Origin of the sequence: Rhodanobacter spathiphylli B39 (genome assembly GCF_000264295.1) — a bacterium.
Classification (GTDB): Bacteria; Pseudomonadota; Gammaproteobacteria; order Xanthomonadales; family Rhodanobacteraceae; genus Rhodanobacter; species Rhodanobacter spathiphylli.
In genome coordinates, this window is record NZ_AJXT01000004.1 from 557,078 (window position 1) to 580,720 (window position 23,643).

A 23,643-nucleotide genomic window follows, 5' to 3' on the forward strand; every position below is an offset into this window, starting at 1 on the left:
GATGAACTCCGGCATCCTGGTGGTCGCAGCGCAGCGCGAACTGCGGCGCAACCTGTTCGACGCACTCGACCAGGCGGGTTACCCGCAGATCTACAGCGCGCGCGACGTCCCGCACGCGGCCATCCTGCTCGAAGGGCGGCCGCCGTTGCCGCCCCTGCAGCTGCTGGTGATCGTGCTGGCCGGCGACGCGCAGCAGGCACGCCACGCCTGCGAGCAATTGCGTCACCTTCCGGGGGCTGCCGAAACGCCGCTGATCGTGGTGCTGGCGGACGAGGCGACCTTCGGGCCGGCGGATCTTCCGCCCGGGATCGCTGACTGGCTTTCCGCCTGGAACATCTCCGACGAGCTCATTCCCCGCTGGCGGCGTTCGCTGGCGCCGGAAGGCACGCGTGCCCGTGTGCTGCCGCCCGTGCCCGAAGCGATGGCCGAGCCCGATGGCTACCGCTTCACCTTCGAGGAAGGCGACGGCGAATGGCTGATTGCCGACGCGCAGAGCGGCCGCCTGCTCGAAGTCAGTCCCACCGTGGGCAGGCACAGCCGCATCCACGTCGACCAGTGGCAGGGCCTGCCGCTGGCGCAGGTGCTGCGCTTCGAAGGCATCGCGATCAGCCAGGTGCTGGCCGAGGCCAACCGCAACTGGTACCCGTGCCAGCGCAAGTCGGCGCAAGGCGCGGACACCGGCCAGGCCAGCGTCCGGCGCATCCGGCATGCCGGGCGTGACGCGCTGGCGCTGATGTTCCGCAGCGATCGCGCCGACCTCCGGGCCGAGGCGGCGCTGTCATTGCTGTCGCGCATCTTTGCCTCGACCAGCGGCGTCGACGCCCAGACCGCCGCTGGCCGCCTGCTGTTCGACGAACTGGGGCTGGACTACCTGGCCGTCTGGTCGGCGCGGCACGAAGGGGCGGAAGCGCCCAACCAGATGCTGCAGTTGTGGAGTGGCGAGGACGTGGCCTGGCCGCCCGCGCAATTGCAGAGTTCGCTGCAACTGGTGCTGGCCGGCAAGTCGATCCTGTACCGCACCGATGCCAAGCGCCTGGCGCCGATCGACCCGTTGCTGCAACAGCTCGAACTGGCCGGCTTCGCCGGTCTGCCGCTGTACGACGAAAGACATACCGTGCTGGGCGCGATGCTCGCCGGCACGCGCCGCGGCTTCGGCGAGATGAGCATCATCGAACCGGTGTTGCGCTGCGCGGTCGCGCGCTTCGCCCAGATGCTGGAGCTGGGCCGCACCCGCGAACAGGGCCGCGCCGAGGGCCTGGTCGACGCCCTGACCGGGCTGCCGAACCGCCTGCTGTTCAACGATCGCCTGGAAACGATCATCCGCGAGGCCACCCGCAACGGCGAATGCTTCGCCGTGCTGTTCGTCGACCTCGACCGCTTCAAGGCGATCAACGACACCTACGGCCACGCGGCCGGCGACCAGGTATTGCGCACGGTCACCCAGCGCCTGTGCGGCAGCATCCGCGCCTCCGACACGGTGGCGCGGTACGCCGGTGACGAGTTCACCATCGTGCTGCGGCACATCGTCAAGAACGACGACGTGATGCGCGTGGCCGAGAAGATCGTCCAGGTGATGGAGACGCCGCTGTACCTGGAGGACGGCACCGAGCTGCAGGTGACCGCCTCGATGGGGCTGAGCTTCTTCCCGGACGACGCCGGCGACGCGGCAACCCTGCTCAAGCATGCGGACGAGGCGATGTACGCGGCCAAGCACCAGGGCCGCAACACCTTCCAGATCTACGAGATCAGCCCGGAATATGCCCAGCAGCATGGCATGGCGCTGAAGACCCGCCTGCGCCACGCCGAGGGCAATGGCGAGCTGCGCGTGGTCTACCAGCCGCAGGTCAACACCGAGACCGAGGACATCGTGGGGATGGAGGCGCTGGTGCGCTGGGAACATCCCGAGCTGGGCATGATCAGCCCGGCGGTGTTCATCCCGCTGGCCGAGGAGACCGGCCTGATCGTCTCGATCGGCGAATGGGTGATGCGCACGGCCTGCCGCCAGGCGAAGGAATGGGAGCAGCGTTACGGCCTGCGCCTGCGCCTGGGGGTGAACCTGTCGGCGGTGCAGCTGATGGAGCCGCAGCTGCTGGACACGGTGGCCGCGGTGCTGCGCGATACCGGGCTGGACCCGACCCTGCTGGAAATGGAGGTCACCGAAAGCATCAGCATCAAGGAAGCGCCCAACCTGGTCGAGAACCTCAACGCACTGCACCGGCTGGGCTGCCACATCGCGATCGACGATTTCGGCACCGGCGCCGCGTCGCTGGATTACCTGCGCCGGCTGCCGGCCGACCGCATCAAGATCGACCAGAGCTTCGTGCGCAACATCGGGGTGGACCCGGATGACGAGGCGATCGTGCGTGCCACCATCGAGATGGCTCACCGGCTGAACCGGGCCGTGGTTGCCGAGGGTGTGGAGATCGAGCAGCACCTGCAGTTCCTGCGCACGAACGGCTGCGACGAGTTGCAGGGCTACCTGTTCTGCCGCCCGCTGCCGCCGGTCAGTTTCGACAAGCTGCTGGCCGAACGGCAGCGCCTGCTGGAGGGGCGGGCGGCCGAGCTGGCTTGAGCGGAACGTCGGCGCCCCCATAACTGGCCGATACCCGTCACGGGTCGGGTGGCAGGTCCGGCATGACAACCAGCCAACGGGCTGTGCGTTAAGGTGGGGCCCGCTACTTCATGTTCCAGGTGAACTAGGGCGCCTGGGCGCGGTCTGAGCGCCGCGTTCAGTTCAAAACAAGCTCCCGCAGCGGATGACGGCATTGACGACGGATACGGCCCGGATGGGCGAAAACGAACTGGATCGCGCGCTGGTCGAGCGTGTCCAGCAGGGAGACAGGCGGGCCTTCGACCTGCTGGTGCGCAAGTACCAGCACAAGGTGATCGGGCTGGTCTCGCGCTATGTGCGCAGCCATGCCGAGTGCGAGGACATCGCCCAGGAGTCCTTCATCCGCGCCTGGCGGGCGATCGGCTCGTTCCGGGGCGACAGCGCCTTCTACACCTGGCTGTACAAGATCGCGGTGAACACCGCCAAGAACCACCTGGTGGCGATGGGGCGGCGCCCGCCCTCGGGCGACATCGACGCCGATGACGCCGAGTTCATGGCCGGCGCCGAGCGCATGCACGACAGCGCCACGCCCGAGCGCGAGCTGATGCGCCAGGAAATTGAACAATCGGTGTTTTCCACTGTCCAAGCGTTGCCCGAAGAACTGCGGACCGCCATCACGCTGCGTGAAGTGGATGGTCTCAGCTACGATGAAATCGCCGAAGCGATGGGCTGCCCGATCGGTACGGTGCGTTCGCGCATCTTTCGGGCACGCGAGGCGATCGACGAAAAACTGCGGCCACTTTTGTCGGACCGCGAGGATCAGACATGAATCAGGCAGGCATGAATCAGGACACCCGGGAAAGTCTTTCCGCGGGCATCGATGGCGAATTGTCGAAGGAGCAGCTGCGGTTCCTGCTGCGCCGTCTCGACCACGATGCCTCCCTGCAGGCCGCCTGGTCTCCCTACCACGTGGCGCGCGACAGCCTGCGCCGGGAATTCCCGGCCGTGGCCAGCGTCGACTTTGCCGACCGCGTGATGCGCGCGATCGAGCAGGAAGCGGCTGCGGTCACCGCGCCTCCCTCAAGGCGCCATCACTGGCTGCGCTGGTCCGCGGGTGGCGCGATCGCCGCCAGCGTGGCCGCCGCCGCGTTGATGGTGGGCCAGCCGCGCTCGGGCAGTGAGCTGGAACAGGTCACCGCCTCGGCCAACACCCCGCAGACCAGCACCGTCCCCAGCCTGGCCACGGCCGCCAAGCCGAGCGCGCCGGCGGCCGTGCCACCGTGGCTCAGCGGCAATTCGGCTGGACTGCTCAGCCAGCAGGCCTCGGCCACGCTGGGTTCGCCGTTCGGGCAGAGCCCGTCGAACTATGCGCGGCGACTGTCGGGCTACCCGTCGATGCCGCGTTACCGCACGCTGGAAAACAACGATGGCAGCTACCTGTTGCTGCTCGATCCGGAGCAGCAGCGGATCTCCGCGCCGGACGACGCGTCGCGCAGGGCATCCGCCGTCGCGCAATAGCCCGGGTCCGCGTGTCGTTCCCGCGGCCCGTTTTCGATGCACGCCACCAACCGGGTACCGCAAGGGCCGGCCGCTGCCGTGCGCGGGATGACCTGCGAAATGCGCGGGCCCCGGCACTGCCGGGAACCCCCACATCGGAACCATCCAGTCCATTTCAGGCCGGTGCGGCTTGAGTCAACCTGAGGAGGAGCCATGAATCATTCCATCCTGCGCAGCCTGGCGTGTTGCGCCTTGCTGGGCGTCGCCAGTGTCGGCGTGGTGCAGGCGCAGGCACCGGGCAGCGCGGCGGCCCTGCCGGATTTCACCGGCATCGTGCAGAAGAACGCACCGGCCGTCGTCCACGTGGAAGCGAAGTACACCGGCGAACAACCCGACAGTTATGGCGGGCGCGGTCCGCAGATGATGCCCGGCCAGGGCGGGCCCGATGATCCGCAGGCCGAGATCCTGCGCCGCTTCTTCGGCATGCCGATGATGCCTTCGCCGCAGCAGCAGAAGCACACCTCGCTGGGTTCGGGCTTCATCATTTCCCATGACGGCTACATCCTCACCAACAACCACGTGGTCGATCACGCGGACAAGGTCACCGTGCGCCTGCAGGACCGGCGCACGCTCACCGCGAAAGTGATCGGTACCGACCCGACCTACGACATCGCCCTGCTCAAGGTCGATGCCGGCGGCAACCTGCCGGCAGTGGATCTGGGCGATTCGCGCAGCCTGAAGCCGGGCCAGTGGGTGCTGGCGATCGGTTCGCCGTTCGGCTTCGACTACACCGTGACCCAGGGCATCGTCAGCGCCGTGGGGCGCAACCTGGGCCAGCGCGACCAGCCGTACACCTCGTTCATCCAGACCGACGTGCCGATCAACCGGGGCAATTCCGGTGGTCCGCTGTTCGACCTGCAGGGCCGCGTGGTGGGCGTCAACTCGCAGATCTACTCCAACACCGGCGACTACCTGGGCGTGTCCTTCTCGATTCCCATCGATGTGGCGATGAGCGCCGTGCAGCAGCTCAAGTCCAAGGGCTACGTTTCGCGCGGCATGCTGGGCGTGACCATGCAGCCGGTCAATGACGACATCATCAAGGCGTTCAAGCTCGACAATGGCGCGGGTGCCGCGGTGGTCGACGTCAGCCCGGACAGCGGTGCGGCCAAGGCCGGCATCCAGCCTGGCGACATCATCCTGAGCTACAACGGCCAGCCACTGCAGCAGGCGTCGGACCTGCCGCCGCTGGTCGGCATGACCAAGCCGGGCAGCAAGGTGCCGGTGGAAATCCTGCGCAACGGCAAGAAGCAGACGCTCGACGTGACCATCAGCGAGGCCAAGCGTGATCGCAACGCGGTCAACAACCTGGCTTCGGCGCCGTCGTCCAGCCAGGCCGGTTCGGCCGCGCTGGGTCTGACCGTGCAGTCGATCGACAGCGACACGCGCAGCCAGCTGGGCCTGAAGGCGGGGCAGGGCGTGGTGATCGACGACATCACCGGCCCCGTGGCGGCGCAGGCCGGCCTGCGTGCCGGCGACGTGATCACCATGGTCAACCAGCAGAAGGTCGGCAGCGTGGCCGAGTTCGAGGCGGCCACGAAGAGCGTGAAGGCGGGCAGCACGGTGCTGTTGCTGGTGCGCCGGGGCGAGCAGAGCAACTTCGTGGGGCTCACGGTGCCGGCGGATCGCTGATGTGCCGCTGGCCGGCCCGCGGCGCACGGGCCGGCCAGCATCGAGCGGCGCCATCCCGTGGCGGGATGGCGCCGCTTGCCCGATCGCCTGATGGCGGCGATCCCATGCGATAATGCCGGGTTAGCGTTGCCTCGCGGCAGCGCCGCCACGCCGTCGCGTGGTGCCCAGCCCCAGCTCGACCACAGGCCGCCAGCGCTCCATGGAATTGATCCGCAACTTCTCCATCATTGCCCATATCGATCACGGCAAGTCCACCCTGGCCGATCGCATCATCCAGATCTGTGGCGGCCTGGCCGACCGCGAGATGGAAGCGCAGGTGCTGGACAACAATCCGATCGAGCGCGAGCGCGGCATCACGATCAAGGCGCAGTCGGTGTCGCTGCCGTACAAGGCGCGCGACGGCAAGACCTATCAGCTGAATTTCATCGACACCCCCGGGCACGTGGACTTCTCCTACGAGGTCAGCCGTTCGCTGGCGGCGTGCGAGGGCGCGCTGCTGGTGGTGGACGCCGCCCAGGGTGTCGAGGCGCAGTCGGTGGCCAACTGCTACACCGCGGTGGAAATGGGCCTGGAAGTGGTGCCGGTGCTGAACAAGATCGACCTGCCGACCGCCGACGTCGAAAAAGTGAAACTCGAAATCGAGGCGGTGATCGGCGTGGACGCCACCGACGCGGTGGCGATCAGCGCCAAGACCGGCCTGAACGTGGTCGAGGTGCTGGAGGCGATCGTCGCCCGCATCCCGCCGCCGCAGCCGCGCGACACCGACAGGCTGCAGGCGCTGATCATCGACTCCTGGTTCGACAACTACCTGGGCGTGGTGTCGCTGGTGCGCGTGATGCAGGGCGAGATCAAGTCCGGCGACAAGCTGCTGGTGATGTCCACCGGGCGCACCCACGAAGTGGGCGACGTCGGCGTGTTCACCCCCAAGCGCAAGAAGCTGGACAAGCTCGGCGCGGGCGAGGTGGGCTGGATCAACGCCTCGATCAAGGACGTGCACGGCGCGCCGGTCGGCGACACGCTGACCCATGCCGGCAAGCCGGCCGACAAGGCGCTGCCCGGTTTCCAGCACATGCAGCCGCGGGTGTTCGCCGGCCTGTTCCCGGTGTCGTCGGACGATTACCCGGCCATGCGCGAGGCGCTGGACAAGCTGCGCCTCAACGACGCCGCGCTGTTCTTCGAGCCGGAATCGTCCGAGGCGATGGGCTTCGGCTTCCGCTGCGGTTTCCTCGGCATGCTGCACATGGAAATCGTGCAGGAGCGGCTGGAGCGCGAATACGACCTGGACCTGATCACCACCGCGCCCACCGTGGTCTACGAGATCCTGAAAAGCGACGGCACCACCATGTTGCTGGACAACCCGGCCAAGCTGCCGACCAACACCAGCCTGGTGGCGGAGATCCGCGAGCCGATCATCGTCGCCAACATCCTCACGCCGCCGGACTACATCGGCAACGTGATCACCCTGTGCGAGGAAAAGCGCGGCGTGCAGCGCTCGATCCAGTACCTGGCCAGCCAGGTGCAGATCAGCTACGAAATGCCGCTGGCCGAGGTGGTGATGGACTTCTTTGATCGCCTGAAATCCGTCTCGCGCGGCTACGCCTCGATGGACTACCACTTCGACCGCTTCGAGGCCGGCCCGTTCGTGCGCACCGACGTGCTGATCAACGGCGACCGCGTCGACGCGCTGAGCCTGATCGTGCATCGCAGCCATGCCGACCGCCGCGGCCGCGACCTGGTCGAGCGGATGAAGGACCTGATCCCGCGCCAGCAGTTCGACGTGGCCATCCAGGCCGCGATCGGCGCGCAGATCATCGCCCGTTCCACCGTCAAGGCGTTGCGCAAGAACGTCCTGGCCAAGTGCTACGGTGGCGACGTCAGCCGCAAGAAGAAGTTGCTGGAGAAGCAGAAGGAAGGCAAGAAGCGCATGAAGCAGGTGGGCCGGGTGGAAATTCCCCAGGAAGCCTTCCTCGCCGTACTCAGAGTGGATAAATGATTTCGGCCGGGAATCGGGAATCGGGAATCGGGAATCGGAGCCTCGGGCTCTTGCGATTCCCGATTCCCGATTCTCCACTCCCGGCTCCATAGGAGCCCCACATGGATTTTGATTTTTCGGCGATTCTGCTTGGCCTGACCGTGCTGTTCGGCGTGGTCTGGGGGCTGGACCGCCTGTTCCTGTACAGGAAGCGCAAGGCGCGGCTGGACGCGGCGGGCGAGGAGTACCACGAGCCGGCGGTGGTGGACTGGTCGCGCTCGCTGTTCCCGGTGGTGCTGGTGGTGCTGGTGCTGCGCTCGTTCGTGGCCGAGCCGTTCCGGATTCCGTCCGGCTCGATGATGCCGACCTTGGACGTGGGCGACTTCATCCTGGTCAACAAGTTCGCCTACGGCCTGCGCATGCCGGCGTTCAACGACAAGTTCGTCAGCCTGGGCGAGCCGAAGCGGGGCGACGTGGTGGTATTCCGCTTTCCGGGCTACCTGTGCCGGGATGACGGCAAGCTGGTGCGCAGCGGTGACATGAGCTGCAACGATCCGCATGCCAAGGTGCCGTCGCAGAACTGGATCAAGCGCGTCATCGGCCTGCCCGGCGACAGCATCGAGGTGCATGGCGACGAGCTGCTGGTGAACGGCCAGCGCGTCACGGCGGACGAGATCGGCCCCTACGTGGGCAATCCCCAGCGCAGCGTCGACGAGACCATGCTGAACATGGGCGCCACGGTATGGACCGAACACCTGGGCAAGCTCAACCACATGATCGCGCGCATGCCCGCCTACAACACGCCCAATTCCATCCCCAACGACCGCGTGCCGTCCAAGGTGCCGGCCGGCTGCTACCTGGTGATGGGCGACAACCGCAACGACAGCCTGGACAGCCGCTGGTGGGGCTGCATGCCGGAGCAGAACCTGGCCGGCAAGGCCTTCCTGATCTGGATGAGCTGGAAGGGCTGGGGCACCGGCGGCGTGGATTTCTCGCGGATCGGCACGGTCATCCATTGATGCGAGCGGCCGGCGCAGTCCGGCCGGCCAAAGCGTGACCGGGTCGAAGCCCTGCGCACGCCATCGCCACCGGCGCGCGAATCTGCAGGCATAATCGGCACGCCGGCGCGGGGCGGCCGGACATCCATTCAGCTCATCACCATCCATTGCAAGGCAAGCCGTTCGACGCGGCGTAGCGAGGGGACTATGAAATCGAAGCAGACCGGCGTCACCCTGATCGGATTCCTGTTCATTCTGGCCGTGTTCGGTTTCCTGGCCTACATGGCGATGAAGCTGGTGCCGTCGTATTCCGAGTACGGCGGCGTGGTCAAGGCGATGGAGCAGGTCGCCAGTGAAGGAACCAACGGCAAGTCGCTGGACGAGATCCGTCGCGACCTGCTGCGCAAGATGGATTTCCAGTACGTCGACGATGCCGTGGTGCGCCCGGAAGACATCACCATCAAGAAGGACGCCGGTGGTGCCAGCCAGCTGCAGGTGGCCTACGACAAGGAAATTCCGTTCATGTACAACATCTCCTTCCTGCTGCACTTCGACAAGAGCATTGCGCTGCAGGGCAATGTGGGCGAGTAACTTTTGGACCTGAACTACCGTTTCCGTGATCCCGCGCTGGCCCGGCTGGCGCTGACCCACCGCAGCATCGGCAAACCGAACAACGAGCGGCTGGAATTTCTCGGCGATGCGCTGCTCGGCGCGATCATTGCCGAGATGCTCTACGAGGCGCACCCCAAGGCCAGCGAAGGCGAGTTGTCGCGTCTGCGCGCGCAACTGGTCAACGGCCAGGCACTGGCCGTGGTGGCCCGCGAGCTGGAACTGGGCGAAGGCCTGCAACTGGGCCCGGGCGAGCTGAAGAGTGGTGGCTTCCGCCGCGAATCGATCCTCGCCGATGCCTTCGAGGCCACCATCGCCGCGGTCTACCTCGACGGCGGTTTCGACGCCTGCCGCGACACCGTGCGCGGCCTGTTCGCCGAGCGCATCGCCGCGCTGCGCCGTTCGTCGAAAGACGCCAAGACGCGGCTGCAGGAATGGCTGCAGGCCAAGGGCCTGCCGCTGCCGCAGTACGAGTTGCTCGCCAGCCACGGCGAAGACCACGCCAAGACCTTCGACGTCAGCTGCGCGATCACCGAGCCGATGGCCTTCGTCGCCGAGGCGCATGGCGGCAATCGCCGCGCCGCCGAACAGGACGCGGCCGAACTCGTGCTGAGCCAGTTGCTGGAGCAGCAGCGCTCCTCCTGAATCCGACGCTTCCGCGGTGCCGGGCGCTGCCAGAGCGACCGCCCCGGCCCGCGCCAGTCGCCAGGTGCCGCTGGCGGCGAAGCACTACACTTGCCATCCGACTTGCCGAGTACCTCAGTCATGAAACTCCCACTGGACCCCACCGACGGCAGCCTGCCGCACGACGACTTCCGCTGCGGCACGGTGGCGCTGGCCGGGCGTCCCAACGTGGGCAAGTCGACCCTGCTCAATGCGCTGATCGGGTTTCGCCTGTCGATCATCAGCCCGCGCCCGCAGACCACCCGCCATCGCATCCTGGGCATCAACACCAGCGAGGCCGGGCAGATCATGTATGTCGACACGCCGGGCCTGCACCGCGGCGCCAAGCGGGCGATGAACCGCAGCCTCAACCGCGCGGCGCGCTCGGCGATCAGCGACGTCGACCTGGTGGTCCAGGTGATCGAGGCCGGCCGCTTCACCGACGAGGACGAGGCACTCTACGCCGCCCTGGTCGAGCAGTCCTCGCCGCGCCTGCTGGTGATCAACAAGGTCGACCTCAACAAGGACAAGACGGTGATGCTGCCGTTCGTGTCCGGGCTGGTGGCCACCCACAGCTATGACGAGATCCACTACATCAGTGCGCTGAAGAAGCAGGGGCTGAAGGAGCTGGAGCAGGCGATCCTCAAGCGCCTGCCGGTGCAGCCACCGGTGTTCGGCGAAGACGAGGTCACCGACCGCAGCGAGCGCTTCCTGGCCGCCGAGATGGTTCGCGAGCAGCTGATGCTGCGGCTGGACCAGGAATTGCCGTACGCCACCACGGTGGAGATCGAGCGGTTCGAGGACCGCCCCGACGGCATCGCCGAGATCCACGCCATCATCTGGGTCGAGCGCGATGGCCAGAAGGCGATCGTGATCGGCAACGGCGGCGTCCAGCTCAAGGCGATCGGCAGCGCGGCCCGCCGTCACATGGAGCGCATGTTCGAGCGCAAGGTCTTCCTCAAGCTGTGGGTGAAGGTGCGCGAGGGCTGGGTCGACGACGAGAACATGCTGAAGAAATTCGGGTATACCGACTGACGTGGGAATGGAGTATGGGGAATAGGGAATCGTTGAAGCAGGTTCCCGCTCTTCCCATTCCCCATTCCCCATTCCCGGCTCATGCGCATCGAACAGCAACCGGCTTACGTCCTGCACGCGCGGCCCTATCGCGAGACGTCGCTGCTGCTGGAGTGCCTGAGTCGCGAGCATGGCCGGCTGGGCGTGGTGGCGCGCGGAGTGCGCGGCGAGCGTGCACGGTTGCGCCGGGCCCAACTGGAACCGTTCCAGGCGCTGCGCATGGATCTGCTGCTGCGAGGCGAGATGGCCACGCTGACGGCGGTCGAGACGGTGGGCACGCCGACCCGGCTGGGTGGCGATGCCGGGCTGGCCGGGCTGTATCTCAACGAACTGGTGGTGCGCCTCACCGGGCGGCAGGACCCTTCGCCGCCGTTGTTCGATGCCTATGCGCTCACCTTGCAGCGACTGGCAGTCGAGCCGTCGCTGGCGTGGACATTGCGCCGGTTCGAGCGCGACCTGCTGGAGGCGACCGGCTACGGCCTGCAGCTGGCGCACGATGCGGATTCCGGTGAATGTCTGGAGCCGCAGGCGAGCTATCGCTACGAAGTCGAGCAGGGCGCCGTGCGGTGCGCGGCCAGCAGTCCGCACGCCATCCTGGGCCGCGACCTGCTGGCGCTGGAACAGGATCGCATGCCCGACGCCGCCGGCCTCAAGGCGCTGCGCGACATGATCCGCCGGGTGATCCGCTTCCACCTGGGTGGCGCCGAATTGCGCGCCTGGCGGGTGCTGGCGATGGCGGTGTCGAAAAACCAGGCGGGTGCCGCGCCGCCACCTGCGGAAAGGCTCGACTAGCCGAGCGCCTGCAGGGTCGCCAGCAAGGTGCGGCGGAAGCGGGTCAGCGCGGGGGCGCCGACTCCGCGGCGCGGCAGTTGCTGCTGCAGCAGCATGGTCTGCCGGGACAAGGCACTGGCGCCGCAGAATCCGCACGATGAGCGCAGACGATGCAGGCGATCGCTGAAGCTGTCGCGGTCGAGGCTCAGCGTGTCCAGTTCCCGCGACAGCAGCACCAGTTCGTCGCGCAGCAGCAGGCGCAAGGCGTGCATGGTGGTGGCGTCGCCGGTGGTGTTCAGCGCTGCCTGGTCGTCCAGCACGCTGGCGCTGCGCTCGTCCATCGGCATCAGCGCCAGCATCTGGCGCAGCTGGCTCAGCCCGCAAGGCTTCAGCAGCACCTCGCTGAAACCGGCGTCCAGCAGCGACTGGCGATCACCGGGCGCCAGCTCGGCGCTGGTCGCCACCGCGATGCTGTCGGCCGAGCGGGCCTGCACGTCGTCGCGCAGCGTCTGCAGGATCTGCAGCGCGCCGGCGCCGGGCATGCGGCAATCCAGCAACAGCAGGTCGTACGATTCGGCCGTGGCACGTGCCAGCGCGGCCTGGCCATCCATGCAGGCCTCCGCATCGGCGCCCATCGAGGCCAGTCCATCGCACAGGAAACGGCAACTGCCAGGATCGTCGTCGGCCACCAGCACGCGCGGGCGGGGCAGCGGGCGGGGCGGATTGACGGGTTCGCAGACGGGGTCGGCAAGGCGGCTGGGCATGACGAATTCCATATCGTTCATCTTGATTTGGCAGAATGGCCCGACATGCGTCCGACTTCAAGCCATTTCCTGATCTGTTGCTGCCTGCTGCTGGGACTCGCCTGGGCCTTGCCCGCGCAGGCCGACGTGCTGCTGAGCGCGAAGTCGATCACCGCCCCGGGCATCCATCTGCAGGCGGTGACGCTGCGCATCGGCGAAGACGTCGCCGGCGGCCTGCATCTGCAGCTGGACGCGGCCCAGGCCGATATTCCCGCGATGGGCTGGCGGCGGCTGGGCCTGAGCGTCGACGGCAACCTGCAACGCGACGTCCGCCTGCGCTGGACGCTGGACGGCAAGCTGCGTCTGGCCGGCGCCCCGGGCGGCGCGCTCGGCGACGCGCAGTTCAACGTGCAGCTCAGCGAGGCGGCCAACACCTTGCTGGTCGATATCCAGCAGGGCAAGGCCAATGCCAGCGCATGGCTGCCGCTGGACCAGCCCACGCATGCCCAGATCAGCGTGGACAACCTGCCCACCGGCTGGCTGCAGGGTCTGCTCGGCACGGTGTGGTCGGGGCGGCCCACCGCCGGTCGCCTGAAAGCGGAACTGGCGCTGGACCTGCGCGACCAGGGCCTGCAGTCGTCCGGCGAGTTCACCCTCACCGACACGGGTTTCGACACGCCCGCCGGCACGCTGGCCGGGCAGGGGCTCGGTGGCAGCGGCCGCTTCAGCCTGGACACCACGAACGGCCCGGCCAGCATCGATCTGGATGCCAGCCTGCGTGGCGGCGAGCTGCTGCTGGGGCCGCTCTACGCAAGGCTGCCGGACCATCCGGTGCAACTGGGCCTGCATGCGGACGCCCAGCACGGCGGGTTCGACATGAGCCGCTTGCGGGTGAACGATGCCGATGCGCTGCAGCTCGACGGCGCTCTGTCCTTCGACGCCAGGGGCGAGTTGAAGAGCTTGCGGCTGGATCGCCTGCACGCGAATTTCCCGGCCGCCTACCAGCGTTATGGCCAGGCTTGGCTCAGCACGCTGGGCCTGCGTGACATGCGCGTCAATGGGCAGCTGAATGCCAGTCTCGATCTGCGGGCGGACGGCCCGCACGCCTTTGCCTTCAGCACCGACGGCATCAGCCTCGCCGATGCGGACAGCCACCTGGCGGTCGACGGCCTGCAGGGCGGGCTGGACTGGGCGCGCGACGGCGAGCGCCCCGCCACCACGCTGGCCTGGCGCAGCCTGCAGTTCTACCAGGTGGTCAACGGTGCCGCCCGTTCGCGCTGGCAGAGCAATGGCGGCACGCTCGCCCTGCAGCAACCGCTGCAGATCCCGGTGTTCCACGGGCAGTGGCAGATCAGCCAGCTGGACTGGCGCCCGGCTGCGGCGCAGGGCCAGCGCCTGGCCGCATCGATGACGGTGACCGGCGTCGACATGGCCGCCTTCAGCCAGGCGATGGGCTGGCCGGCGTTCCCCGGCACGCTGGCCGGCGCGATTCCCTCGCTGCGCTGGGTCGACGACCGTTTCGAACTGGAAGGCGGCCTGTCGGCAAACCTGTTTGGCGGCTTCGTCGACATCACCCGGCTGTCATTGCAGCAGCCGTTCGGCACCACGCCGGTGCTGACTGGCGACATCTCGCTGAAACAGCTGGATCTGGCGGCGATCACCAGCGTGTTCGACTTCGGCAGCATCACCGGCCCGCTGGATGGCGCGATCAACGACCTGCGCCTGGTCAACTGGAGTCCGGTGGCGTTCAACGCCAGCCTGCTGGCCGGCGAAGGCGGGCGGATCAGCCAGCGCGCGGTGAACAACCTCACCTCGGTCGGCGGCGGTGGCATCGCGGCCGGCCTGCAGGGTGCCGTGCTGAAACTGTTCAAGACCTTCGGCTACAAGCGCATCGGCCTCAACTGCACGCTGCAGGGCACGGTCTGCCGGATGAGCGGGCTGGAGGCCAACGACGGCGGCTACACTATCGTCGAAGGCAGCGGCCTGCCGCGGCTGCAGGTGATCGGCCACCAGACCCAGGTCGACTGGCCGACCCTGGTGCAGCGGCTGCACGACGCGATCCACGGGGAAACCCCGCAAATCCGCTGAGCGACATGCCCCGCCGCCTCATCCATCCATCTCACTGCTGGAGTTCCTCATGCGCAAGCGCCTCTACGTCATCCTGACCGCCCTGGCCGTGACGCTGGTCGGCTGCGTCACGATCAACGTCTACTTTCCCGAAGCGGCCGCGCAGAAGGCCGCCGACCAGTTCATCGGCAACGTGCTGGACCAGGCGACCCCCGCCGCGCCCGCGCCGAAGACGCCCAAGCCGGCAGCCGATGGTGCCCAGCCGTCGGCGATGCTGCTGGACCTGCTGATCCCGGCCGCGCAGGCCGCCGACGTGCCCGACATCCGCATCCAGACCAGCGCCACCGAGGCGATCCGCGCCCGCATGCATGCGCGCTTCCAGGGCACCCTGGGTTCGCTGCTCGACAGCGGCGCGGTGGGTTTCACCCGCGACGGCATGGTCGCCATGCGCGATGCCGCCAAGGTGCCGCTGAGCGCCCGCGCCCAAGCCAACGCCACGGTGGCCGACGAGAACCGCGACCGCGCCGCGCTGTACCGCGAAATCGCCCACGCCAACAACCACCCGGAGTGGGAGTCGCAGATCCGCGCCACCTTCGCCAAAAGCTGGATCGAGAAGGCGCGCGCCGGCTGGTATTACCAGGACGCTGGCGGCGCCTGGCAGAAAAAATGAGCCGGGCGGGGTGTCGCGGGGCGTGAGGCGGGCCGATCTGGGATAATCGCCGGTCAGCCATCAGCCATGCGATCCCATGTCCCGATCCAACTCCGTTTCGCCCAAACCCTTTGAAGCCATGATCACCGACCTCGGACATGACGGCCGGGGCGTGGCGCGGATCGACGGCAAGACGGTCTTCGTCAGCGGCGGCCTGCTTGGCGAAACGGTGATCGCGAAGCTGCGCGAGCGTCATCGGCATTTCGACGAAGCCGAAGTGGTCGAGGTGATCACCGCCTCGCCGCACCGGGTCGAGCCGCGCTGCCAGCACTTCGCGCTGTGCAGCGGCTGTTCGCTGCAGCACCTCGATGCGTCCTCGCAGATCGCCGCCAAGCAGCGCGTGCTGGCCGAGAATTTCGAGCGCATCGGCAAGGTCACGCCGCAGTCGTGGTTGCCCCCGCTGACCGCCGAGCCCTGGGGCTACCGGCGCAAGGGCCGGTTGTCGGTGCGCAACGTGGCCAAGAAGGGCAGCGTGCTGGTCGGCTTCCGCGAAGAGCAGAACCCGCGCTTCGTCACCCCGATCCAGCGCTGCGAAGTGATGCACCCGTCGCTGGGCCCCAAGGTGGGTCTGCTGGCCGAACTGCTGGGCACGATGGACGCCGTCGACACCATTGCGCAGATCGAGTTCGCCGCCGGCGACGACCTGATGGCGCTGGTGTTCCGTCACCTGCAGCCGCTCAGCGAGCGCGATCTGGCCGCGCTCACCGCCTTCGGCCAGCACCACGGCTTCGCGATCTACCTGCAGCCCGGCGGTGTCAGCAGCGTGCATCCGCTGTGGCCGGAACAGCCGCGGCTGGCCTTCCGCATCGCCAGCGACGATCCGCGTTTCGCCGACGTGGAACTGGAATTCCAGCCGCTGGATTTCGTGCAGGTCAACGCCGGCATGAACCAGTTGATGATGGCCCGCGCGATGGAGCTGCTCGATCCGCAACCGACCGATCGCGTGCTCGACCTGTTCTGCGGCCTGGGCAATTTCACCCTGCCGATCGCGCGCCGGGTGGCCGAGGTGGTTGGCGTGGAAGGCGAGCACGGCCTGGTCGAACGCGCCGCGCAGAACGCCGCGCGCAACGGCATCGACAACGCGAAGTTCCACGTCGCCAACCTGTTCGAGGACCAGCGCCATGCCGACTGGGCGAAGCAGCCGTGGGACAAGCTGCTGCTCGATCCACCCCGCGCCGGCGCCGACAAGGTGCTGGAGTACCTGCCGCGCAAGCAGACACATCGCATCGTCTACGTCTCCTGTCATCCCGCCTCGCTGGCGCGCGACGCCGGCATCCTGGTCAACCAGCACGGTTTCCGGCTGACCTCGGCCGGCGTGATGGACATGTTCCCGCACACCGCGCATGTGGAATCCATCGCGGTATTTGAGCGGTCTTCCTGATCGCGAAAGTCAAACGGGCGGCCATCCATGGCCGCACTCCTCAATAAAAGCCGTTTCGTTGCAGGCGTTGTCGCTGGTTGAAATCCGGATTCCATGGCTATCGAGATCGAACGCAAATTCATGTTGGCCAACGACAGCTGGCGCGAAGGCATCGAGCGCAGCGAGCCGATGGCCCAGGGCTACCTGGTCGGGGCGCAGGCGCTGCGCGAAGGCCATGCCCGCGCCTCGGTGCGTGCGCGCCTCGCCGGCGACACGGCCTGGCTCAACATCAAGGCGGCCACGCCCGGCATCGCGCGGGCCGAATTCGAGTACCCGATACCGGTGGACGATGCGCGCGCGCTGCTGGCCAGCCTGTGCGACGGCGTGCTGGAGAAGGTTCGCCACCATGTCCGCGTCGATGGCGTACTGTTCGAGATCGATGAATTCCATGGCGACAACGAGGGCCTGGTCGTGGCCGAAGTCGAACTGCCCGCGGTCGATGCACCGTTTCCGCGGCCGTCGTGGCTGGGCCGCGAGGTCAGCGCGCTGACGCGCTACTACAACGTCAACCTGATCGCGCACCCGTACCGGCAATGGTCGCCGGCCGAGCGCGCTGCCGAGGATGCTGCATGTTGATGATCGGCGTGGCCGCGCTGGAACTGGCCGAACACGAAAAACCCTGGTTGCGCGCGCCATGCGTCGCCGGCGTGCTGCTGTTTGCGCGCAACTACCAGTCGCGCGAACAGCTGATCGCCTTGTGCGAATCGATCCGCGACGTCGGTGGTGATCACCTGCTGATCGCGGTCGACCAGGAAGGCGGCCCGGTGCAGCGCTTCCGCGACGGCTTCACCCGCCTGCCGCCGCTGGCGGCGATCGGCGCGGTCTACGAGCAGGATGCCGACGAGGCGATCCGGCTGGCCGAGGAGCACGCCTGGGTGATGGCCAGCGAGCTGCGCGCCAGCGGCGTGGACTTCAGCTTCGCCCCGGTGGTCGACCTGGCCCGCGGCAACGCGGCGATCGGCCTGCGCGCGTTCCACGCCGATCCGGCGATTGCCGCCGAACTGGGCCAGGCCTATGTGCGGGGCATGCACCTGGGCGGCATAGCGGCGGTGCTCAAGCATTTCCCGGGGCACGGTTCGGTCACCGGCGACACCCACAAGGTGGCGGCGATCGATCCGCGCAGCCTGGATCAGATCCGCCACGACGACCTGCGCCCGTTCGCCGAATGCATCGAGGCGCGCGTCGAGGCGGTGATGATGGCCCACGTCACCTACCCGAGAGTGGACAGCCAGCCGGCCGGCTATTCGAAAATCTGGATCGAACAGATCCTGCGTGGCGAACTGGGTTTCGCCGGCGCGGTGATCAGCGACGACATCAGCATGGCCGCCGCCGGTGCGGCCGGCAGCGTGGGCAAGCGGGTGAGGGCGCATCTCGATGCCGGCTGCGACCTGGTGCTGGCCTGCTTCCCCGACGTGGTCGACGAAGCGATCGCCGCGATGCCTGCGCGCACCGACGCCATGCCCGCGACACTGGCCGCCCTGCGCGGCGCCATCGGGCCGACCTGGGCCGGCCTCACCGACAACCCGCAGCGCGACCGCTTCGTGGCGCGCATCACGGCACTCCACGCCGATCAAGGAACCGCATGAACACTCCCACTCCCGCCCTGGCCGACGCGCTGGCCAACGCCGACCTCCTGTTCGCCGGTGAGGCACTGGCGCCGGTGATCACCGACATGGGCCGTCGCATCGACGCCGCGCTGGACGGCGAGCGCGCGGTGTTCCTCACCGTGATGAACGGCGCGCTGATCTTCGCCGGCCAGCTGGCGCTGGCGATCCGCACCGACGTGGAATTCGACTACGTGCACGCCACCCGTTACCGCGGCGCCACCTCGGGCAAGGAACTGCACTGGCTGCGCGAGCCGATGGTGTCGCTGCAGGGCCGCGTGGTGCTGCTGGTCGATGACATCCTCGACGAAGGCCACACGCTGAAGGAAGTGCGCGACGACTGCTACCGGCGCGGCGCGAAGAAGGTCTACATCGCCAGTCTCTGCACCAAGCGCCACGACCGCCTGGTCGAAGGCATCAGCTCCGACTTCAACGGCGTCGAACTGCCCGATCGCTACGTGTTCGGCTACGGCATGGACTACTACGAACAAGGCCGCAACCTGCCGGGCATCTACGCGCTGAAAGAAGAAAGCGCGGAGTAGGCTCTTAGCTCCTCCCCCTGCTTGCAGGGGGAGGTTGGGAGGGGGTGCTCTTGATCTGAAACTTTCAAGAGCGACCCCACCCCAGCCCTCCCCTGCGCGCAGGGGAGGGAGCAGAAGCGGCGACGCATCCTGCCCTCACCCCGTTGCAATGGATCTCCCCCATGACGAATTCCGACCAGCCCCCCATCCACCTCGCCGTCATCGGCGGCAGCGGCCTGTACAACTTTGCCGGCCTGGAAAACGCCACGCGCCACAGCGTGGACACGCCCTACGGCCCGGCCTCCGGCGACGTGGTGATCGGCGACTTTGCCGGCCGGCGCATCGCCTTCCTGGCCCGCCACGGCGAGAGCCACACGCTGCCGCCGCACCGGGTGAATTACCGGGCCAACCTGTGGGCGCTGCACAGCCTCGGCGCACGGCGGGTGATCGGGGTGAACGCGGTCGGCGGCATTCGCGGCGACATGGGGCCGCGGGTGATCGTGGTGCCCGACCAGATCATCGACTACACCCACGGCCGCTCCACCAGCTTCTGCGACGTCGAAGGCGCCGAGGTGAAGCACATCGACTTCAGCGAGCCGTACACCGAATCGCTGCGCCTGCAATTGCTGGCGGCGGCGCGCGCGGCCAACGTCGAGGTGATCGGCGGCGGCTGCTACGGCGCCACCCAGGGCCCGCGGCTGGAAACCCGCGCCGAGATCGCCCGCATGAAGCGCGACGGCTGCGACCTGGTCGGCATGACCGGCATGCCCGAGGCGGCGCTGGCGCGCGAGCTGGAGCTGGAATACGCCTGCCTGGCGCTGGTGGCGAACTTCGCCGCCGGCTGCGGCGACGAGGCGGAAATCAGCATCGAGGAAATCTTCGCCCACCTCGCCGCGGCCACCGCCGAGGTGCCGCGCATCCTGGAAAAAATGCTGCAGGCCTGAATTTGCCGGCGGAGTTTGTGCACCGGCAAGACATATTCGTATTGCAATGGGCCTTCACATCTTGCTATTTTCCTCGCGGTCAGGGCGGCGAACCGGGGGGATGAGTCGCGCGCAACCTGGCGTACTCACTCCATGTATCCAGAGGTTCTCGCAATGAGTTTCGGTACGGTCAAATGGTTCAACGATGCCAAGGGGTTCGGGTTCATCGCACCCGAGGATGGCAGTGCGGATGTGTTCGTCCATTTTTCGGCGATCAACACCAAGGGCTTCCGCAGCCTGCAGGAAGGTCAGCGCGTTCAGTTCGAAGTGACCCAGGGCCCCAAGGGTGCCCAGGCGTCGGCGGTTGAAGCTGCCTGATCTGTCCGGTAAACGTTGCATGGCAAGAATGAAACCCCGCATCCTGTGCGGGGTTTTTGCTTTGGTGAGCCGGAGAAAGTCATGACCGATCGCAGGCGTTTCCTCAAGGGCTCCCTGCTGGGAGTTTCCGCGTCGATGCTGGGATGGGGCGGCAAGCTCGCGGCCGGGCCGATGCGGCGCGGTGCCGCCGACGCCAACCATGCAGCGAAGGCGTCCGCCGCACGCGTCGTCTCGACCTGGGACTTCGGCGTCGCCGCGAACCAGGCTGCGTGGGCCATCCTCGGCAAGGGCGGCCATGCACTGGACGCGGTGGAAGCCGGCGCGCAGGTGCCGGAGTCCGACCTCAGGAACCACAGCGTGGGCAAGGGCGGCTATCCCGATCGCGACGGCCACGTCAGCCTCGACGCCAGCATCATGGATGCCGACGGCAGCTGCGGCGCAGTCGCCGCGCTCGAACACATCGAGCATCCCATCTCCGTGGCGCGACGGGTGATGGAACGCACGCCGCACGTGCTGCTGGTGGGCGAGGGCGCGCTGCAGTTCGCGCTGGAGCAGGGTTTCAGGAAACAGGATCTGCTCACGCCGGAGGCCGAGCAGGCCTGGCACGAATGGCTGAAGACGGCGAAGTACCAGCCCTCGATCAACAGCGAAGTGCACGACTACGGCCGCACCGGCCGGCCCGGCGGCGCCCACAACCACGACACCATCGGCATGCTGGCGATCGATGCGCACGGCCGCATGTCCGGCGCCTGCACCACCAGCGGCATGGCCTGGAAAATGCGCGGCCGCGTCGGCGACAGCCCGATCATCGGCGCCGGCCTGTACGTCGACGGCGAAGTCGGCGGCGCCACCTCCACCGGCGTGGGCGAGGAAGTGATCCGCAACGCCGGCAGCTTCCTCGTCGTCGAACTGATGCGCCAGGGCCGCTCGCCCCACGAGGCCTGCAAGGAAGCGGTGATGCGCATCGTCAAGAAGCGCCGCGAGGCATCGAAGACCCTGCAGGTCGGTTTTCTCGCGATGAACCGCAACGGTGAAGTCGGCGCCTACGCGATCCAGCACGGCTTCACCTACGCCGTGTGCGATGCGCAGAAGCAGGACGCGCTGATTCCGTCGCAAAGCGTCTACACCACGAGCTACTCGTGATGCCGGCGACTCATGATGCTTGAAATCGCCGCCAACTCGGTCGCCTCCGCACTCGCCGCGCAGGACGGCGGAGCAGGGCGGGTCGAACTGTGCAGCGCGCTGGAACTGGGCGGACTGACGCCCTCGCACGCGCAGATCGCGCTGGCCCGCGAGCGCCTGCGCATCCCGCTGTACGTGCTGATCCGCCCGCGCGCCGGCGACTTCCTCTACAGCGACCTCGAATGCGAGACCATGCAGCGCGACATCGAAACCTGCGTGGCGCTCGGTTGCGACGGCGTGGTGCTCGGCATGCTCGACGCCGACGGCCAGGTAGACATGCCCCGCTGCCGCGCCCTGATCAACGCCGCCGGCACGCTGGGCACCACCTTCCACCGCGCCTTCGACCTCAGCCGCGACCCTTCGCGCGCGCTGGAAGACATCATCGCGCTCGGCTGCGAACGCGTGCTGACCTCGGGCGCACAACCCAGCGCCGTCGAAGGCGCCACCCTGATCCGCACCCTGGTCACCCAGGCCAACGGCCGCCTCGCCGTGATGCCCGGCGCCGGCATCACCGCCCGCAACATCGCCGCGCTGGCCGCTGCCACTGGCGCCCACGAATTCCACGCCTCCGCCAAACACCGATTGCCCTCGGGCATGCAGCATCGGCCACCACGGCTGGCCGACATGCAAGGCGGCGAACTGCGCAGCGATGCAGAGCAGGTACGAGCAATGGCACGGGCATTGGCTCCTCCCCCTGCTTCGCAGGGGGAGGCTGGGAGGGGGTGAAGCTCTTGATCTGAAGCCTCAAGAGCAACCCCACCCCAACCCTCTCCTGCACGCAGGGGAGGGAGCACGACCGGCAGCACGAAAGCATCCCCCAACCCGTTCCCCCAGAGCGCAGCATCGAAGTCGAAGGGCCACCGCGAAGCCTCGACTCCGCGCCTTCGACGCACGCCCAGCCCGAACATAATCCCGGTAGCGCGAGTGCCAACCACTCCCTACGGCAGCGCACGGCCGCCCCACTTGGTTAAGATGCCGGTTTATGCATTTGCCAGCAGGAGCCGTCGCGTGATCATCAAGCCCAAAGTCCGTGGATTCATCTGTGTCACCGCCCATCCGGTCGGCTGCGAACGCAACGTGCTCGAGCAGATCGCGATCACCGAAGCCGCCGGCCACAGCAAGGGCCTCGGTCCCAAGCGCGTGCTGGTGATCGGCGCCTCCACCGGCTACGGCCTCGCCTCGCGCATCACCGCCGCGTTCGGCTACGGCGCCGCCACGCTGGGCGTGTTCTTCGAGAAGCCCAGCAGCGAAGACAAGACCGGCACCGCGGGCTGGTACAACTCCGCCGCCTTCGACAAGGCCGCCAAGCAGGCCGGTCTGTACAGCAAGTCGATCAACGGCGACGCCTTCGCCCACGAGACCCGCGCCAAGGCCATCGAGATCATCAAGAACGAGATGGGCGGCCCGATCGACCTGGTCGTCTACTCGCTGGCCTCGCCCGTGCGCAAGATGCCGGACACCGGCGAAGTGGTGCGCTCGGCGCTGAAGACCATCGGCGAGCCGTTCCACAACACCTCGGTCGACACCAACAAGGACATGGTGATCGAAGCCACCGTCGAGCCGGCTACCGAGCAGGAGATCAAGGACACCGTCACCGTGATGGGCGGCGAGGACTGGGCGCTGTGGATCGACGCGCTGAGCGCCGCCGGCGTACTCGCCGAGCACGCCAAGACCATCGCCTACAGCTACATCGGCACCGAGATCACCTGGCCGATGTACTGGCACGGCACCCTGGGCCAGGCCAAGCAGCACCTCGACAACACGACGAAGCAACTGCGCGGCCGCCACCCCGGCCTCGAAGCCTACGTGGGTGTGATGAAGTCCGTCGTCACCCAGGCCAGCGCCGCCATCCCGGTGATCCCGCTGTACGTGTCCATCGCCTTCAAGATCATGAAAGAGCAGGGCATCCACGAAAACCCGATCGAACAAGCCAACCGCCTGTTCCACGACCGCCTCTACCGCGCCGACGGCGCCGCCCCCGCCACCGACGACGAAGGCCGCGTGCGCTTGGACGACTGGGAGCTGCGCGACGACGTGCAGGACGCCTGCAAGACCCTCTGGCCCACCGTCACCACCGAAAACCTGCGCGAGATCACCGATTACGCGGGGTACAAGCATGAGTTCTTGAAGTTGTTCGGGTTTGATCGGGGAGATGTGGATTACGACGCCGAGGTGGAGGCGGATCGGCGGTTTGATTGTTTGGAGGGGTGAGGGCGAAGCGACTCTTTTCCCTTTTTAGCTTATTTCGAATTTAGCCCGCAAATTTCACACA

General features: G+C 67.4%; 22 protein-coding genes. 21 read left to right on the forward strand and 1 reads right to left on the reverse strand.

Annotation, left to right across the window (positions count from 1 at the left end):
* The first annotated feature begins 1 nt into the window (after nt 1).
* The 10 genes from UU7_RS03305 to recO all read left to right on the forward strand — a co-directional run bounded on the left by UU7_RS03305 (nt 2) and on the right by recO (nt 11,845).
* A complete protein-coding gene (locus tag UU7_RS03305) occupies nt 2-2,572 on the forward strand; it encodes a putative bifunctional diguanylate cyclase/phosphodiesterase (protein WP_007805320.1) in 2,571 nt (856 codons plus the stop codon).
* Nucleotides 2,573-2,786: 214 nt separating this feature from the next.
* A complete protein-coding gene (gene rpoE / locus UU7_RS03310; protein WP_007805322.1) occupies nt 2,787-3,380 on the forward strand; it encodes an RNA polymerase sigma factor RpoE in 594 nt (197 codons plus the stop codon).
* The gene (locus UU7_RS03315) at nt 3,377-4,069 is read left to right on the forward strand and encodes a sigma-E factor negative regulatory protein (protein ID WP_040672692.1); all 693 of its coding nucleotides are present in this window, start codon (nt 3,377-3,379) and stop codon (nt 4,067-4,069) included. Before rpoE ends, UU7_RS03315 begins: the two co-directional genes overlap by 4 nt.
* 192 nt (nt 4,070-4,261) lie before the next feature.
* Nucleotides 4,262-5,737 (forward strand): Do family serine endopeptidase, encoded by a 1,476-nt coding sequence (locus UU7_RS03320; RefSeq protein WP_007805326.1) that lies wholly within the window; start codon nt 4,262-4,264, stop codon nt 5,735-5,737.
* Between the two features lie 199 nt (nt 5,738-5,936).
* Entirely contained in the window at nt 5,937-7,730 is a 1,794-nt protein-coding gene (lepA, locus tag UU7_RS03325; RefSeq protein WP_007805328.1) for a translation elongation factor 4, read from the forward strand.
* 101 nt (nt 7,731-7,831) lie between these two features.
* Nucleotides 7,832-8,728, forward strand: a complete 897-nt coding sequence (lepB, locus tag UU7_RS03330) for a signal peptidase I (RefSeq protein WP_007805329.1) — start codon at nt 7,832-7,834, stop codon at nt 8,726-8,728.
* 186 nt (nt 8,729-8,914) lie between these two features.
* A complete protein-coding gene (locus UU7_RS03335) occupies nt 8,915-9,298 on the forward strand; it encodes a DUF4845 domain-containing protein (protein ID WP_007805331.1) in 384 nt (127 codons plus the stop codon).
* 3 nt (nt 9,299-9,301) lie between these two features.
* Nucleotides 9,302-9,961 (forward strand): ribonuclease III, encoded by a 660-nt coding sequence (rnc, locus tag UU7_RS03340; RefSeq protein WP_007805332.1) that lies wholly within the window; start codon nt 9,302-9,304, stop codon nt 9,959-9,961.
* Between the two features lie 120 nt (nt 9,962-10,081).
* Entirely contained in the window at nt 10,082-11,014 is a 933-nt protein-coding gene (era, locus tag UU7_RS03345) for a GTPase Era (RefSeq protein WP_007805334.1), read from the forward strand.
* 81 nt (nt 11,015-11,095) lie between these two features.
* Nucleotides 11,096-11,845, forward strand: coding sequence for a DNA repair protein RecO (gene recO, locus UU7_RS03350; protein WP_007805337.1), 750 nt, complete (start codon nt 11,096-11,098; stop codon nt 11,843-11,845).
* Here the strand turns inward: recO and UU7_RS03355 are convergent.
* Complete coding sequence (locus UU7_RS03355) at nt 11,842-12,588, reverse strand: response regulator (RefSeq protein WP_238530871.1); 747 nt, start codon at nt 12,586-12,588, stop codon at nt 11,842-11,844. The two genes, recO and UU7_RS03355, sit on opposite strands and share 4 nt — an antisense overlap.
* 45 nt (nt 12,589-12,633) lie before the next feature.
* Between UU7_RS03355 and UU7_RS03360 the strand changes: the two genes are divergently transcribed.
* The 11 genes from UU7_RS03360 (at nt 12,634) to fabV (ending at nt 23,582) form a co-directional block, all read left to right on the forward strand.
* Entirely contained in the window at nt 12,634-14,655 is a 2,022-nt protein-coding gene (locus UU7_RS03360; RefSeq protein ID WP_007805340.1) for a translocation/assembly module TamB domain-containing protein, read from the forward strand.
* Nucleotides 14,656-14,704: 49 nt separating this feature from the next.
* Nucleotides 14,705-15,304, forward strand: coding sequence for a YdbL family probable chaperone protein (locus UU7_RS03365; protein ID WP_007805342.1), 600 nt, complete (start codon nt 14,705-14,707; stop codon nt 15,302-15,304).
* Between the two features lie 76 nt (nt 15,305-15,380).
* Nucleotides 15,381-16,724, forward strand: a complete 1,344-nt coding sequence (gene rlmD, locus UU7_RS03370; protein WP_040672693.1) for a 23S rRNA (uracil(1939)-C(5))-methyltransferase RlmD — start codon at nt 15,381-15,383, stop codon at nt 16,722-16,724.
* A gap of 93 nt (nt 16,725-16,817) precedes the next feature.
* Nucleotides 16,818-17,339: a CYTH domain-containing protein gene (locus UU7_RS03375; RefSeq protein WP_007805346.1), complete on the forward strand. Its 522-nt coding sequence runs from the start codon at nt 16,818-16,820 to the stop codon at nt 17,337-17,339.
* Entirely contained in the window at nt 17,333-18,349 is a 1,017-nt protein-coding gene (gene nagZ / locus UU7_RS03380) for a beta-N-acetylhexosaminidase (protein WP_040672694.1), read from the forward strand. The genes UU7_RS03375 and nagZ overlap by 7 nt, the downstream gene beginning before the upstream one ends.
* Nucleotides 18,346-18,909, forward strand: a complete 564-nt coding sequence (locus UU7_RS03385) for a hypoxanthine-guanine phosphoribosyltransferase (protein ID WP_007805349.1) — start codon at nt 18,346-18,348, stop codon at nt 18,907-18,909. The genes nagZ and UU7_RS03385 overlap by 4 nt, the downstream gene beginning before the upstream one ends.
* A 161-nt stretch (nt 18,910-19,070) precedes the next feature.
* Nucleotides 19,071-19,832, forward strand: a complete 762-nt coding sequence (locus UU7_RS03390) for an S-methyl-5'-thioinosine phosphorylase (protein WP_007805351.1) — start codon at nt 19,071-19,073, stop codon at nt 19,830-19,832.
* 153 nt (nt 19,833-19,985) lie between these two features.
* Complete coding sequence (locus UU7_RS03395) at nt 19,986-20,189, forward strand: cold-shock protein (protein WP_007805352.1); 204 nt, start codon at nt 19,986-19,988, stop codon at nt 20,187-20,189.
* Between the two features lie 81 nt (nt 20,190-20,270).
* Nucleotides 20,271-21,332, forward strand: a complete 1,062-nt coding sequence (locus UU7_RS03400) for a glycosylasparaginase (RefSeq protein WP_007805355.1) — start codon at nt 20,271-20,273, stop codon at nt 21,330-21,332.
* A 12-nt stretch (nt 21,333-21,344) separates the two neighbouring features.
* The gene (locus tag UU7_RS03405; RefSeq protein WP_007805357.1) at nt 21,345-22,097 is read left to right on the forward strand and encodes a copper homeostasis protein CutC; all 753 of its coding nucleotides are present in this window, start codon (nt 21,345-21,347) and stop codon (nt 22,095-22,097) included.
* A 282-nt stretch (nt 22,098-22,379) separates the two neighbouring features.
* Nucleotides 22,380-23,582, forward strand: coding sequence for an enoyl-ACP reductase FabV (fabV, locus tag UU7_RS03410; protein ID WP_007805359.1), 1,203 nt, complete (start codon nt 22,380-22,382; stop codon nt 23,580-23,582).
* Nucleotides 23,583-23,643: the final 61 nt, after the last annotated feature.

What these genes read in the sequence shown, in the direction of transcription:
- UU7_RS03305 (WP_007805320.1), top strand. Translation starts at nt 2, where the DNA reads ATGAACTCCGGCATCCTGGTGGTCGCAGCGCAGCGCGAACTGCGGCGC.
- rpoE (WP_007805322.1), top strand. Translation starts at nt 2,787, where the DNA reads ATGGGCGAAAACGAACTGGATCGCGCGCTGGTCGAGCGTGTCCAGCAG.
- UU7_RS03315 (WP_040672692.1), top strand. Translation starts at nt 3,377, where the DNA reads ATGAATCAGGCAGGCATGAATCAGGACACCCGGGAAAGTCTTTCCGCG.
- UU7_RS03320 (WP_007805326.1), top strand. Translation starts at nt 4,262, where the DNA reads ATGAATCATTCCATCCTGCGCAGCCTGGCGTGTTGCGCCTTGCTGGGC.
- lepA (WP_007805328.1), top strand. Translation starts at nt 5,937, where the DNA reads ATGGAATTGATCCGCAACTTCTCCATCATTGCCCATATCGATCACGGC.
- lepB (WP_007805329.1), top strand. Translation starts at nt 7,832, where the DNA reads ATGGATTTTGATTTTTCGGCGATTCTGCTTGGCCTGACCGTGCTGTTC.
- UU7_RS03335 (WP_007805331.1), top strand. Translation starts at nt 8,915, where the DNA reads ATGAAATCGAAGCAGACCGGCGTCACCCTGATCGGATTCCTGTTCATT.
- era (WP_007805334.1), top strand. Translation starts at nt 10,082, where the DNA reads ATGAAACTCCCACTGGACCCCACCGACGGCAGCCTGCCGCACGACGAC.
- recO (WP_007805337.1), top strand. Translation starts at nt 11,096, where the DNA reads ATGCGCATCGAACAGCAACCGGCTTACGTCCTGCACGCGCGGCCCTAT.
- UU7_RS03355 (WP_238530871.1), bottom strand. Translation starts at nt 12,588, where the DNA reads ATGCCCAGCCGCCTTGCCGACCCCGTCTGCGAACCCGTCAATCCGCCC.
- UU7_RS03360 (WP_007805340.1), top strand. Translation starts at nt 12,634, where the DNA reads ATGCGTCCGACTTCAAGCCATTTCCTGATCTGTTGCTGCCTGCTGCTG.
- UU7_RS03365 (WP_007805342.1), top strand. Translation starts at nt 14,705, where the DNA reads ATGCGCAAGCGCCTCTACGTCATCCTGACCGCCCTGGCCGTGACGCTG.
- rlmD (WP_040672693.1), top strand. Translation starts at nt 15,381, where the DNA reads ATGTCCCGATCCAACTCCGTTTCGCCCAAACCCTTTGAAGCCATGATC.
- UU7_RS03375 (WP_007805346.1), top strand. Translation starts at nt 16,818, where the DNA reads ATGGCTATCGAGATCGAACGCAAATTCATGTTGGCCAACGACAGCTGG.
- nagZ (WP_040672694.1), top strand. Translation starts at nt 17,333, where the DNA reads ATGTTGATGATCGGCGTGGCCGCGCTGGAACTGGCCGAACACGAAAAA.
- UU7_RS03385 (WP_007805349.1), top strand. Translation starts at nt 18,346, where the DNA reads ATGAACACTCCCACTCCCGCCCTGGCCGACGCGCTGGCCAACGCCGAC.
- UU7_RS03390 (WP_007805351.1), top strand. Translation starts at nt 19,071, where the DNA reads ATGACGAATTCCGACCAGCCCCCCATCCACCTCGCCGTCATCGGCGGC.
- UU7_RS03395 (WP_007805352.1), top strand. Translation starts at nt 19,986, where the DNA reads ATGAGTTTCGGTACGGTCAAATGGTTCAACGATGCCAAGGGGTTCGGG.
- UU7_RS03400 (WP_007805355.1), top strand. Translation starts at nt 20,271, where the DNA reads ATGACCGATCGCAGGCGTTTCCTCAAGGGCTCCCTGCTGGGAGTTTCC.
- UU7_RS03405 (WP_007805357.1), top strand. Translation starts at nt 21,345, where the DNA reads ATGATGCTTGAAATCGCCGCCAACTCGGTCGCCTCCGCACTCGCCGCG.